General features: G+C 50.1%; 15 protein-coding genes. 9 read left to right on the top strand and 6 right to left on the bottom strand.

Going from position 1 to position 11,873, the window contains the following annotated elements:
- The 3 genes from sodC to M975_RS08875 form a co-directional block, all read right to left on the bottom strand.
- Window positions 1–522, bottom strand: a complete 522-nt coding sequence (gene sodC / locus M975_RS08865) for a superoxide dismutase [Cu-Zn] SodC (protein WP_064558858.1) — start codon at window positions 520–522, stop codon at window positions 1–3.
- An 81-nt stretch (window positions 523–603) separates the two neighbouring features.
- Window positions 604–1,500, bottom strand: a complete 897-nt coding sequence (locus M975_RS08870; RefSeq protein WP_064558859.1) for an aldo/keto reductase — start codon at window positions 1,498–1,500, stop codon at window positions 604–606.
- 57 nt (window positions 1,501–1,557) lie between these two features.
- Window positions 1,558–1,797: a DUF1289 domain-containing protein gene (locus M975_RS08875; RefSeq protein ID WP_064558860.1), complete on the bottom strand. Its 240-nt coding sequence runs from the start codon at window positions 1,795–1,797 to the stop codon at window positions 1,558–1,560.
- Window positions 1,798–1,962: 165 nt separating this feature from the next.
- Between M975_RS08875 and M975_RS08880 the strand changes: the two genes are divergently transcribed.
- The 5 genes from M975_RS08880 (at window position 1,963) to rnt (ending at window position 5,646) form a co-directional block, all read left to right on the top strand.
- Window positions 1,963–2,574, top strand: a complete 612-nt coding sequence (locus M975_RS08880; protein ID WP_064558861.1) for a phosphoethanolamine transferase domain-containing protein — start codon at window positions 1,963–1,965, stop codon at window positions 2,572–2,574.
- On the top strand, window positions 2,571–3,170 hold the full coding sequence (locus tag M975_RS08885; RefSeq protein ID WP_064558862.1) for a TetR/AcrR family transcriptional regulator: 600 nt from the start codon (window positions 2,571–2,573) through the stop codon (window positions 3,168–3,170). Before M975_RS08880 ends, M975_RS08885 begins: the two co-directional genes overlap by 4 nt.
- 53 nt (window positions 3,171–3,223) lie before the next feature.
- A complete protein-coding gene (nemA, locus tag M975_RS08890; RefSeq protein ID WP_064558863.1) occupies window positions 3,224–4,321 on the top strand; it encodes an alkene reductase in 1,098 nt (365 codons plus the stop codon).
- 162 nt (window positions 4,322–4,483) lie between these two features.
- The gene (gene gloA / locus M975_RS08895; RefSeq protein ID WP_064558864.1) at window positions 4,484–4,891 is read left to right on the top strand and encodes a lactoylglutathione lyase; all 408 of its coding nucleotides are present in this window, start codon (window positions 4,484–4,486) and stop codon (window positions 4,889–4,891) included.
- 95 nt (window positions 4,892–4,986) lie between these two features.
- Window positions 4,987–5,646, top strand: coding sequence for a ribonuclease T (gene rnt / locus M975_RS08900; protein WP_064558865.1), 660 nt, complete (start codon window positions 4,987–4,989; stop codon window positions 5,644–5,646).
- Window positions 5,647–5,705: 59 nt separating this feature from the next.
- Here rnt and M975_RS08905 read toward each other — a convergent pair whose 3' ends face one another.
- Complete coding sequence (locus M975_RS08905) at window positions 5,706–6,050, bottom strand: Grx4 family monothiol glutaredoxin (protein WP_064511765.1); 345 nt, start codon at window positions 6,048–6,050, stop codon at window positions 5,706–5,708.
- Between the two features lie 362 nt (window positions 6,051–6,412).
- On the opposite strand from M975_RS08905, the gene M975_RS08910 reads away from it, so the two are divergent.
- Window positions 6,413–7,261 carry a C40 family peptidase gene (locus tag M975_RS08910; RefSeq protein ID WP_064558866.1) on the top strand — a complete coding sequence of 283 codons (849 nt, stop codon included), beginning with the start codon at window positions 6,413–6,415 and terminating at the stop codon, window positions 7,259–7,261.
- 192 nt (window positions 7,262–7,453) lie between these two features.
- Window positions 7,454–8,035, top strand: coding sequence for a superoxide dismutase [Fe] (gene sodB / locus M975_RS08915; RefSeq protein WP_064558867.1), 582 nt, complete (start codon window positions 7,454–7,456; stop codon window positions 8,033–8,035).
- A 74-nt stretch (window positions 8,036–8,109) separates the two neighbouring features.
- Here the strand turns inward: sodB and cydH are convergent, their stop codons facing one another.
- Window positions 8,110–8,199, bottom strand: coding sequence for a cytochrome bd-I oxidase subunit CydH (gene cydH, locus M975_RS22915; RefSeq protein ID WP_034495793.1), 90 nt, complete (start codon window positions 8,197–8,199; stop codon window positions 8,110–8,112).
- A 295-nt stretch (window positions 8,200–8,494) separates the two neighbouring features.
- On the opposite strand from cydH, the gene purR reads away from it, so the two are divergent.
- Window positions 8,495–9,520 carry an HTH-type transcriptional repressor PurR gene (gene purR / locus M975_RS08920; protein WP_064558868.1) on the top strand — a complete coding sequence of 342 codons (1,026 nt, stop codon included), beginning with the start codon at window positions 8,495–8,497 and terminating at the stop codon, window positions 9,518–9,520.
- Window positions 9,521–9,540: 20 nt separating this feature from the next.
- Here the strand turns inward: purR and punR are convergent, their stop codons facing one another.
- Complete coding sequence (gene punR, locus M975_RS08925; RefSeq protein WP_064558869.1) at window positions 9,541–10,452, bottom strand: DNA-binding transcriptional activator PunR; 912 nt, start codon at window positions 10,450–10,452, stop codon at window positions 9,541–9,543.
- 115 nt (window positions 10,453–10,567) lie between these two features.
- Between punR and punC the strand changes: the two genes are divergently transcribed.
- A complete protein-coding gene (gene punC, locus M975_RS08930; RefSeq protein ID WP_064558870.1) occupies window positions 10,568–11,761 on the top strand; it encodes a purine nucleoside transporter PunC in 1,194 nt (397 codons plus the stop codon).
- The last annotated feature ends 112 nt before the right edge of the window (window positions 11,762–11,873 follow it).

Genomic DNA, 11,873 nt, shown 5'->3' on the forward strand with positions numbered 1-11,873 from the left:
TTATTGGATCACACCGCAAGCGTACCGTGCTCCGCCACCACCAAGTGGTTTCGGTTGATCGGACATATTATCGCCATCAACATGCACCATCAGTGCTTTGCCTTTTACTTCAGCAAGTGTTTTCAGGCGCGGTGCGGTAACGGGTTCGGTGGCACTGCCGTCGTTATCGACCACCAGCACGGGTAAATCACCCAAATGGCCGACGCCCATCGGCCCCATGTGTTTGCCTGTTTTATCAGGATCAAGGTGCCCGCCAGCCGCTTCAGCAGCTGAAGGTTTCCCCTCTTTTAATCCAGGTTCACAACTGCCTTTGGCATGAACATGAAAACCATGTTCGCCAGGCGGAAGTGTGCGCAGATCGGGTGCAAAGACCAGACCTTTATCGGTTTCGGTGATTTTGACGGTACCCAGAGAGTGGCCGACGCCCTTTGGCGTGACGAGATTCATTTGGACTTCGGTGCTGGCAGCCTGAACAGCAGCGCAGCTAAATAGCGTAAGAAAAGCCAGACTGATTCGCTTCATATTACCTCCCGGATTCACTTTTAACCTGTTAAGCATAGGCCAGCCAGGTCAAATCCTCCGGGAGATAACTGTTTTTGTGGCTTACGGCACGTCGTAACCCAATGCAGCTTTACGAATACGGAACCACTGTTGGCGGCTCATATCGAGGCTCAGAGAGTGAATTGCGGAACGCACACGTTCGATTTTACCGGAGCCAATAATTGGCAAAGGTTTAGACGGCAAACGCATCACCCACGCATACACAACCTGCTCGATAGTCTCTGCACCGATTTCATTCGCCACAGCTTGCAGCTCATCGCGCAGTGGCTGGAACGCTTCGTCATTAAACAAGCTGCCGCCACCCAAGCATGACCACGCCATTGGATGAATGCGCAACTGCTGGCATTGATCCAGCGTACCATCAAGAATGGTTGGCTGATGAACCGGAGAGATTTCGACCTGGTTGGTCGCCAGCGTGAACGGCAGGCGAGATTGCAGCAAGGCAAACTGGGCAGGGGTGAAGTTCGACACACCAAAGTGGCGCACTTTGCCGCTCTGATGCAGCGAGGTGAACGCTTCTGCAACTTCGTCAGCATCCATCAAAGGATCAGGGCGGTGAATCAGCAGCAGATCGAGATAATCAGTTGCCAGGTTCTGGAGCGATTTTTCTGTCTGGCTGATGATGTGTGATTTATCGGTAATGTAATGACCTAGTGCGTGCTCCGGATTTGCAGTGGTGGCAATACCACACTTGGTCACAATTTCCATTTTCTGACGCAGGTGTGGCGCCAGGCGCATCGCTTCGCCAAATGCTGCTTCGCACTGATAACCACCATAAATATCGGCGTGATCGGCGGTGGTAATCCCCAGGTCGACATGCTCTTCAATAAAGCTGGCCAGTTGACGAGCGGGCATGTTCCACTCCATCAAACGCCAATATCCCATGACCAGGCGTGAAAACTCAGGTCCCTGCGGGGAAATCGTAATGCGCTGTACCATAAAGCCTGTCCTCAGTATTAAACGAATTCTGGGACTGAGTATAATGGCATCAGGGAATTAAAAAAGTGAAGGTTGTTGCGGTTCTTCAGGGGAATCAGGCTTGTTTGCGCGTAATTTGCGCATCAATCTCTGGCGACATAACCTTAGCACGTCTTGTTTTTGCCCATCGGTCAGTTGCTGCCACTGAAAACGCTCATCGCGACTGCGCATACAACCACGGCAAAAACCGCGTTCATCTGACTGGCAGATCCCACGGCACGGGCTTTGTATCGGGAAAAACTCTAACTGTTCAGACACCCTCGCACCTCTTTCGCAACGTTATTTCAATTGAAGCCCGACATATAAAATGTTGCAAGCGGTACGGTAAATATTCTTAACACTTCTCCCGATAGCCATAATAAGAGCGCATGTTTGAAATTAAGGTTCGCCTAATCTTCTTTCTTTAATCTGTCTGCATTCTTTATGATTACAATGGCTGTTATGGAAACCCTTAAAAAGTTACAATGTAACGATTCTAAATTTAATCTTTGTTGTGCTTTTTTCTTCACTTTAATCAATAGCCTGTTTATTAAACGCACCTGGGAAATTATTGCCCCGGACTCCCTTCACAGTTGGTTTTTCGCGCTATCCGTGCCGGTCGTATTATTTAGCGCGTGGCTGGCTATTTTCAGCCTGATTAACCTGCCGTGGTTGCGTAAACCCTTACTGGTGATTTTGGTGATTGGCTGCGCGGTCTGTAACTATTTTATGTACACCTGTGGCGCAGTTATCGACAAAAACATGATGACCAACGTCGTGACTTTGGTTACACCACAATTACTGACGTGGACTGGGCTCGCCGGTATTGTATCCGCAGTGTTTTTGGCCACGATTAAAATCAAACCTTCGCGTTGGTGGTACACTCTGCTGTCTCGCACCGTTGGCGTACTGGCGGGTCTGCTAATCATTATTCTGGTGGCTTCTGTATTTTATAAAGACTACGCCTCGCTATTCCGTAGCCACAAAAACATCGTAAAAATTCTGCCGCTGGACACTTGCATTAGACCGACTGGTCTATTAGAGTCTTCCCCATGAACAGAAATCCAGACCATGACACTCGTGAACATCTCCTTGCTACCGGTGAGCAGCTTTGCCTGCAACGCGGGTTTACTGGCATGGGGTTAAGCGAACTATTGAGTACCGCTGAAGTGCCGAAAGGTTCTTTCTACCACTACTTTCGCTCCAAAGAAGCGTTCGGTGTGGCGATGCTGGAACGGTATTACACCGCGTATAACCTGCGGCTCCAGCAGCATTTCTCGCAGGGCTGCGGGACTTACCGTGAAAAATTACTGGCCTGGTATCAGGAAACCGTCACCTGGTTTTCCCAACACAGCAGCCTGATAAACTGCCTGACCGTTAAGCTTTCAGCTGAAGTATGTGACCTTTCAGAAGATATGCGGACGGCATTGAATAAAGGTTCAGCACAAATCGTTTCCCAGCTTGCCGATGCGCTGGAGAAAGGAAATGCCGAAAAAAGTCTGCAGTTACCGGACTCGGCAAAAAGTCAGGCCGAAGTGATTTACGCCCTGTGGCTGGGAGCAAGTTTACAGGCGAAGATTTCACGTAGTGCGATACCGCTGGAATGCGCCTTCGCTCACGTCACTCAATTATTAGCGGAGCCTGTCTCCTGACAGGTTTTTTTATTTAATCAAATAGTAGACGACCGGTCTACTTGAGGCGTTTTATGACAGCAGATAAATTATTTACTCCATTAAAAGTCGGTGCGATCACGACTCCAAACCGCATTTTCATGGCGCCATTGACTCGCCTGCGCAGCATCGTGCCGGGTGATATTCCGACACCATTAATGGGCGAATACTACCGCCAGCGTGCAAGTTCTGGTCTTATCATTAGTGAAGCGACTCAGATCTCTGCACAGGCCAAAGGTTATGAAGGCGCGCCAGGCTTGCATAGCGATGAACAAATTGCCGCGTGGAAGAAAATCACCGCAGGCGTTCACGCTGCAGATGGCCGCATTGCTGTGCAGCTATGGCATACCGGTCGTATCTCTCATAACAGCCTTCAGCCGGGCCAACAGGCACCGGTTGCGCCATCAGCAATTTCTGCCGGAACACGTACTTCATTGCGGGATGAGAATGGCCTCGCCACTCGTGTTGATACGTCAATGCCGCGTGCGCTTGAACTCAATGAAATCCCAGGCATCGTGAACGATTTCCGCCAGGCTGTAGGCAATGCCCGTGATGCAGGTTTTGATATGGTCGAACTGCACTCAGCACACGGTTATTTACTGCACCAGTTCCTTTCGCCAACATCTAACCATCGTACCGACGAATACGGCGGCAGCCGCGAAAACCGTGCACGTCTGGTGCTGGAAGTGGTTGATGCGGTAAGCCACGAATGGAGTGCCGATCGCATTGGTATTCGTGTCTCACCAATCGGCTCTTTCCAGAACGTTGATAACGGTCCGGACGAAGAAGCAGATGCACTGTATCTGATTGAAGAGTTGAACAAGCGCGGCATTGCTTATCTGCATATGTCAGAGCCTGACTGGGCTGGCGGCAAGCCATACACTGAAGAATTCCGCCAGAAAGTGCGTGAGCGTTTCAACGGCGCAATCATTGGTGCGGGTGCTTATACCCCAGAGAAAGCCGAAGCGTTAATCGAGAAAGGTTTGATTGATGCAGTAGCCTTTGGCCGTGACTACATCGCGAACCCGGACCTGGTTGAACGCCTGCATCACAATGCAGAGCTTAACGCTCAACGCCCGGAAAGCTTCTATGGTGGTGGCGCGGAAGGTTACACCGATTACCCGACTTTATAATTAATAGATAGCGGCGTGTCTTCGCTGCCGCTATCTATACCCTTCTGATTTCAGGTGGCAGGTACAATGACTGTATCTGCCCACCTTCTTCAACCCGGATAATTTTGGGTATATACTTACTCTCACCTTTAGAAATTAACCCTTTAATTCTTCGAGGAATTTATGCGCTTACTTCATACCATGCTGCGTGTCGGCGATCTGCAACGCTCCATCAATTTTTACACCAACGTCCTGGGCATGACCCTGCTGCGCACCAGTGAAAACCCAGAGTACAAATACTCTCTGGCCTTCGTTGGCTACGGCCCGGAAACCGAAGAAGCGGTGATCGAACTGACCTACAACTGGGGCACAGATAGCTACGATTTAGGCAATGCTTACGGCCATATCGCACTGAGTGTTGATGATGCAGCTGATGCCTGCGAGCGTATTCGCAAAAATGGTGGCAATGTCACTCGTGAAGCGGGTCCGGTAAAAGGCGGTTCTACCGTTATCGCATTCGTTGAAGATCCAGACGGCTACAAAATTGAGCTGATCGAAAGTAAAGATGCGGGTAAAGGCCTGGGTAATTAATATCCGGTTATACGGGTGCTCTCTGCGCCCGTTAGCTTCCCTTGTTAAAATTTGCCATAATGCGCGCTGCTTTTTCCCCGTATTAAGAGATCCTGATGTCTGACAACACGCAACTGCATGGCCTGTGCGACCGCTTTCGCGGTTTTTATCCGGTAGTGATTGACGTTGAAACCGCCGGGTTTAACGCTAAAACCGATGCTTTACTCGAAGTCGCAGCCATCACTTTAAAGATGGATCAAGACGGCTGGTTATCGCCGTATGAAACGCTGCATTTCCACGTCGAACCTTTTGAAGGCGCAATCCTTCAGCCTGAAGCGCTGGCTTTTAATGGTATCGACCCGCATAACCCGTTGCGTGGTGCCGTCAGTGAATATGATGCGCTGCATGCGATTTTTAAAATGGTGCGTAAAGGCATCAAAGACAGCGGTTGTAACCGCGCGATCATGGTCGCCCATAATGCGACATTCGATCACAGCTTTATGATGGCGGCGGCAGAACGAGCCTCGTTAAAACGTAACCCGTTCCATCCGTTTGTCACCTTTGACACCGCCGCATTGAGCGGGCTGGCATTAGGCCAGACGGTGCTCGCCAAAGCGTGTATTGCCGCAGGCATGCCGTTTGACAGCAGCCAGGCGCACTCGGCGCTGTATGACACTGAGCAAACAGCCGAGCTGTTTTGTGAAATCGTCAACCGCTGGAAGCGCTTAGGTGGCTGGCCTCTTCCCTTGCCGGTTGAGCCAGAATCAGAAGCATAAAAAAAGCGACCTTAACAGGTCGCTTTTTTATTTCTACCGAGTCTGACTCCAGTCACAAATTACTCTGCGTCTGGCTCTTCAGATTTGTGCTTAGCCGCTGACTCTTTAATCAGTGCCTGCAATTCACCACGCTGGTACATCTCAATAATAATGTCGCAGCCACCAACCAGTTCGCCATCAACCCACAGCTGTGGGAAAGTTGGCCAGTTAGCATATTTTGGCAGCTCAGCACGGATGTCTGGGTTCTGTAAAATATCAACGTACGCGAAACGCTCACCACAAGCGGACAGCGCCTGCACAGCCTGGGCAGAGAAGCCACAGCTAGGCAGTTTAGGAGAACCTTTCATATAAAGAAGAATTGGGTTCTCAGTAATCTGTTGTTGGATTTTTTCAATAGTGCTCATTGCTTGCTTCCTCAAACCAGGTCCTGGCATTAGCTTGCCATTGTAACGATTGACACCCTCTCCAGAAAACACCATTTTTTACAGGGTCTTTCTGTCATGCGCGATGGAGGGACAACATGCATTAAGAATAACACTTTTCACACGGCTGCAAATCAGCAAATGACGTTAACCCTGATCAATAAATAGCCTTACAACCATTAGTTTGGTCATTTTTTTTGCGCCCGGTAACGAAACTGCAAGACGAAGAGTAAAAGGTTATTAACTTTATTGTGTTTAATAGATTAGAATCGGCGGGTTTCGCAAATTCATACGCGGGCATGATGGTTTTTCTCATGCATTCATTTTAACCAGGGGATTGTCGAGTGGCGCGGATAACAAAAATTTCTATCACGCTCTGTGCTCTGCTATTTACCTTGCCATATACACCATTGACGCACGCGTCCGAGCACGCTCGTCCAGTGGCTGCGCAAAAAGCGCACGTTGTGAAAAGCACAACGAAGAGCACAGAAAAGAGCAGTAAGAGTAAAACCACTACCGCCAGCAAAAAAAGCACTGCTTCAACCAAAACAACCAGCAAGAAAAAAGAAACAACTGCCGCAAAAAGCAAAACTGCCAAAAACGCCAGCAGTGCCAAAACAAAGAATCTTGCAAAAAACTCCCGCAATAAAACCTCCCAGCTTGCAAAAGTCCAGCCTGTTACTTTCACCGAAAAATGCAGCAAGCCACGTAAAGGCTATAAAGTGCATTGTGTAAAAGTTAAATCAGCGCAACCGACGACGATAGCTGCGGCGCATAAAGTCCGTGTGCAAAAAGCACAAAAAACGGCGATGAACAAATTGATGGGCCAGATTGGCAAACCATATCGTTGGGGTGGCACCTCTCCGATGACCGGTTTCGATTGCAGCGGTCTGGTTTACTATGCGTATAAAGATTTGGTGAAATTCCGCATTCCTCGTACCGCTAATGAGATGTATCACCTGCGTGATGCCTCATCTGTCGATCGTGGAGAATTAGAAACGGGCGATCTGGTCTTCTTCCGCACACAAGGCCGTGGCACCGCAGACCATGTTGGCGTGTATGTCGGTAACGGTAAATTTATTCAGTCACCGCGAAGCGGTCAGGATATCCAGATCACTTCATTGAGCGAAGACTATTGGCAACGCCACTACGTGGGTGCCAAGCGCGTCATGACTCCTAAAACCATTCGTTAAACGCGATTTGTTGAAAAACTGCACCTGCCCTTCCCTGGGCAGGTGAGTTCCCTCTTTTGCTTATCCTTTCAATTTGTTACCCTAAAACCGCACTAAAAGTGATGTTTAACAATAGATACCCTGAATAATTTGAGTTGCATCGCAGTCAACCACTATGCAGCTCGAAGCATGACGGGTAATAAGGAGTCAGCAATGTCGTTCGAACTACCTGCACTACCATATGCAAAAGATGCTTTAGTACCGCATATCTCCGCCGAAACGCTGGAATACCATTACGGTAAACACCATCAAACCTATGTCACTAACCTGAATAATCTGGTTAAGGGCACTGCGTTTGAAGGCAAAACTCTGGAAGAGATCGTTCGTACTTCTGAAGGCGGCGTGTTCAACAACGCAGCTCAGGTATGGAACCACACCTTCTACTGGAACTGTCTGGCACCCAATGCGGGCGGCGAGCCGACTGGCGAACTGCTGGAAGCCATCAATAAATCTTTTGGTAGCTTCGCTGAATTCAAACAACAGTTTACTGATGCCGCTATCAAGAACTTTGGTGCGGGCTGGACGTGGCTGGTTAAAAATGAAGATGGTGCGTTGGCAATTGTGTCTACGTCTAACGCTGGCACACCGTTGACGACTGCGGCGACTGCGTTACTGACTGTAGATGTGTGGGAACATGCGTACTACATCGACTACCGCAATGCTCGTCCTAACTACCTTGAGCACTTCTGGGCGTTGGTGAACTGGGCGTTTGTTGCGAAAAACCTGGCCGCTTAACCGCCAGTTCCTTGCAAGGGGATAAATAAAATGGGCCGCAATCGCGGCCCATTTTATTCAGTGCAAAAGATTAATCAGTGCAGTACGGCGGTTAATGCGCCACAGACAATCAGTGCCAGAACAATAACCGTGGTCGTGATTGAAAATTTCAGGTCTGTACTCATCAGCAAACTCCTTTTATTACCTTACAAACGGTGCGTCAGATTGATTTTCCCACAACCAGAGAGAAAAATCCTCCTGGTTTTAACCGGATATTGCTTTTGCCTCTTCCACTTTCCGCCAGGATAGGCCAAAATCCCTCGCTAATTTATTGCGTACTATCAATTCAATGCCCTCCTCTCGTTTTATGTCGCATCCCCGGCATACCCGCAACCACCATGTTGCCTCAGGAGTGAGCATACGCAATCGTTTACCACTTTAGTTATCAGGGGCTTACGATATGGCCTGGAGTGACATTTAATGGCAACAATCAAGGACGTGGCGAAACGCGCAAACGTTTCCACTACAACCGTATCACATGTAATTAACAAGACCCGTTTTGTGGCGGAAGAAACACGCAACGCGGTGTGGGCGGCAATCAAAGAATTACATTATTCGCCAAGTGCGGTAGCCCGCAGCCTGAAAGTTAATCACACCAAAACGATTGGTCTGTTAGCCACTTCCAGCGAAGCACCATATTTCGCCGAAATCATCGAGGCCGTTGAAAATAGCTGCTTTGAAAAAGGCTATACCCTGATTCTGGGTAACGCGCACAACAACTTTGAAAAACAGCGTGCCTACTTGTCAATGATGGCGCAAAAGCGCGTCGATGGCCTGCTGGTGATGTGTTCAGAATATCCGGAATCGTTACTGACCATGCTGGAAGAGTACCGCCACATCCCAATGGTTGTGATGGACTGGGGCGAAGCCCGTGCTGATTTCACCGACTCCGTTGTCGATAACGCTTTCCACGGTGGTTATCTGGCCGGGCGTTATTTGATTGAACGCGGTCACCGTGAAATTGGTGCCATTCCCGGGCAAATGGAACGTAACACCGGCGGTGGCCGTCATGCTGGCTTTATGAAAGCACTGGTGGAAGCCGGTATTGCCATTCCAGACAACTGGATTGTTCAGGGTGACTTTGAGCCAGAGTCAGGTTACCGCGCAATGCAGCAGATCCTCGGCCAGGCACATCGCCCTACTGCCGTGTTCTGCGGCGGCGATATCATGGCGATGGGCGCGATTTGTGCGGCTGATGAAATGGGTCTGCGTGTACCGCAGGATATTTCTATCATCGGTTACGACAACGTGCGTAATGCGCGTTTCTTCTCGCCTGCATTGACCACCATTCACCAGCCGAAAGACTCGCTGGGTGAAACGGCATTTAATATGCTGCTGGACAGAATCGTCAACAAACGCGAAGAAACGCAATCAATTGAAGTGCATCCGCGTCTGATTGAACGCCGTTCTGTGGCTGATGGTCCGTTCCGCGATTACCGCCGCTAGAAATAGTCAATGGAGCCTGCCTACACAGGCTCCTGCAACCACTCCTGATTCATCGTTTCACTATCTCCCAAATACTCCAGCAGCCAGGCCAAAGCTGGCGAAGCGTCATTTTGCTTCCACGTCAGGCAACAAGCAGCATCCGGGAAAGGGTTATCCAGCGTCAGCTCGCACCATTTACCTGAATCCACCCATGGCCTGGCGATATGCAATGGCACCATACCGATACACAAACCCGCGCTGAGGCAATCGGAACCCGACTCCCAATCTGGCACTACCACGCGCCGCTGGTTATCCAGAAGCCAGGTAATTCGTTTCGGCAGTGAGCGTGAGGTATCTTCGAGCACCAGTGACGGCCAGGCACGTAAGTCGTCATCACTCAATGTCCCGCCTTGTATCGCCAGGGGATGATGGGACGCCACCACGCAACGCCAGCTTAAGGTGCCCATATCGCGGAAAGCAAAACGGCCACCGACCGGGATCGCCTGAGTTGCCCCAATCGCCACTTCAACACGTCCATCCGCCAGGGCGTCCCACACACCGTTAAACACTTCCTGGAAAATACGCAGTTCGATATCAGGAAAGTGGCGATAAAAATCCACCACCAGTTGCCGTGTTCGCTCGGGTTTTACAATGTTATCAACCGCTATAGCCAGGTGCCCACGCCATCCATTTGCGATCTGTTGGCACTGTTGCCGTGTCGTCATCATTTTTTTGATAACAGAGCGGCCTTCCTTGAGAAAAAAGACGCCCGCGGGGGTTAATTCGACATCCCGATGACGGCGTTCGAACAGGGGAACGGCTAACCATTCTTCAAGTTGCCGTACCGTATAGCTTATGGCAGACGGAACGCGGTGCAACTCCTGTGCCGCACCACTAAAGCTGCCATTGCGCGCAACCGCATCTATCACTTCCAGCGAATATTCTGACCACATTTTTCTGCTCACAAAATTTTTGAACGCAACCTACAAATATTAGCGTTTCACAAGCGTAATTGCACTCCGTACACTCTCGCGGCAATCAACCTGCAAAATAAATCAAGAGAAGATCATGCAACCATCAAAAGGATTTCTAATCTGGCTGGCCGGATTAAGCGTGCTGGGGTTCCTCGCCACAGACATGTATCTGCCTGCTTTCGCTGCCATTCAGCAAGATTTAGGCACTGATGCCTCAGCCGTCAGTGCCAGCCTGAGTCTGTTCCTCGCGGGCTTTGCGTTTGCCCAGTTAATGTGGGGGCCGCTGTCTGACCATTTGGGGCGTAAACCGGTATTATTGGCGGGTCTGAGTCTGTTTGCTATCGGCTGTATTGGCATGCTGTGGGTAGAAAGTGCTACCGCCTTGCTGGTGCTGCGTTTTGTGCAGGCTATCGGCGTCTGTTCTGCCGCCGTTAGCTGGCAGGCACTGGTCACCGATTATTATCCGGCAAACCGCGCGAATCGCATTTTCGCGACCATTATGCCGCTGGTTGGGCTGTCTCCGGCACTGGCCCCGCTGCTGGGTAGCTGGATTTTGGTCCACTTTGACTGGCAGGCGATTTTCGCTACGCTGTTTGTCATCACACTGCTGCTGATGATCCCGACACTGCGCCTGAAACCACGTACTCAGCATCACCCACAAACTGAAGATAACAAAGTCAGCTTTACCTCACTGCTGCGCTCACGTGTGTATAGCGGTAACGTTTTGATTTACGCCGCCTGTTCGGCAAGTTTCTTTGCCTGGTTGACGGGTTCCCCTTTCATTCTCAATGACATGGGTTATAGCCCTTCAGCGATTGGCCTGAGTTATGTTCCACAAACCATTGCCTTCCTGATTGGGGGTTATGGTTGCCGTAGCGCACTGCAAAAATGGCAGGGCAAGCAAATGCTGCCATGGTTGCTGGCTCTGTACACGCTGAGCATTTTCGGCACCTGGGCGGTTGCGGTAAGCGGTCATGCCAGCCTGACATTGTTGCTGATTCCCTTCTGCGTGATGGCGATTGCTAACGGTGCGATTTACCCGATTGTTGTGGCGTCAGCTCTGCTCCCATTCCCACAAGCCACAGGTAAAGCCGCTGCGCTGCAAAACACACTGCAATTAGGGCTGTGTTTCCTCGCAAGCCTGATGGTGTCATGGCTGGTCGCCACGCCGCTGCTGACCACCACCAGCGTAATGCTGGTCACCATTGTGCTGGCGATGTTGGGCTACCTGCTGCAACGCCGCAAAAACGTTGAGGTCTGGCAACCTGCTGAATCCGATGCGCATTAATCTGCCAGTCGGCGTGAGATCAATGTAGTTAGCTTGCTAAGAATATTTCATTGAATCAACGCGTAGGCGAGCCTATACTGATTAACGGCTCGATTGTCAGTACATAATAATG

The organism is Buttiauxella brennerae ATCC 51605 (assembly GCF_001654925.1).
Classification (GTDB): domain Bacteria; phylum Pseudomonadota; class Gammaproteobacteria; order Enterobacterales; family Enterobacteriaceae; genus Buttiauxella; species Buttiauxella brennerae.

Excerpts from the sequence above, each read along its gene's own strand:
- sodC (WP_064558858.1), bottom strand. The coding sequence starts at position 522 with ATGAAGCGAATCAGTCTGGCTTTTCTTACGCTATTTAGCTGCGCTGCT.
- M975_RS08870 (WP_064558859.1), bottom strand. The coding sequence starts at position 1,500 with ATGGTACAGCGCATTACGATTTCCCCGCAGGGACCTGAGTTTTCACGC.
- M975_RS08880 (WP_064558861.1), top strand. The coding sequence starts at position 1,963 with ATGATTACAATGGCTGTTATGGAAACCCTTAAAAAGTTACAATGTAAC.
- M975_RS08885 (WP_064558862.1), top strand. The coding sequence starts at position 2,571 with ATGAACAGAAATCCAGACCATGACACTCGTGAACATCTCCTTGCTACC.
- nemA (WP_064558863.1), top strand. The coding sequence starts at position 3,224 with ATGACAGCAGATAAATTATTTACTCCATTAAAAGTCGGTGCGATCACG.
- gloA (WP_064558864.1), top strand. The coding sequence starts at position 4,484 with ATGCGCTTACTTCATACCATGCTGCGTGTCGGCGATCTGCAACGCTCC.
- rnt (WP_064558865.1), top strand. The coding sequence starts at position 4,987 with ATGTCTGACAACACGCAACTGCATGGCCTGTGCGACCGCTTTCGCGGT.
- M975_RS08905 (WP_064511765.1), bottom strand. The coding sequence starts at position 6,050 with ATGAGCACTATTGAAAAAATCCAACAACAGATTACTGAGAACCCAATT.
- sodB (WP_064558867.1), top strand. The coding sequence starts at position 7,454 with ATGTCGTTCGAACTACCTGCACTACCATATGCAAAAGATGCTTTAGTA.
- cydH (WP_034495793.1), bottom strand. The coding sequence starts at position 8,199 with ATGAGTACAGACCTGAAATTTTCAATCACGACCACGGTTATTGTTCTG.
- purR (WP_064558868.1), top strand. The coding sequence starts at position 8,495 with ATGGCAACAATCAAGGACGTGGCGAAACGCGCAAACGTTTCCACTACA.
- punR (WP_064558869.1), bottom strand. The coding sequence starts at position 10,452 with ATGTGGTCAGAATATTCGCTGGAAGTGATAGATGCGGTTGCGCGCAAT.
- punC (WP_064558870.1), top strand. The coding sequence starts at position 10,568 with ATGCAACCATCAAAAGGATTTCTAATCTGGCTGGCCGGATTAAGCGTG.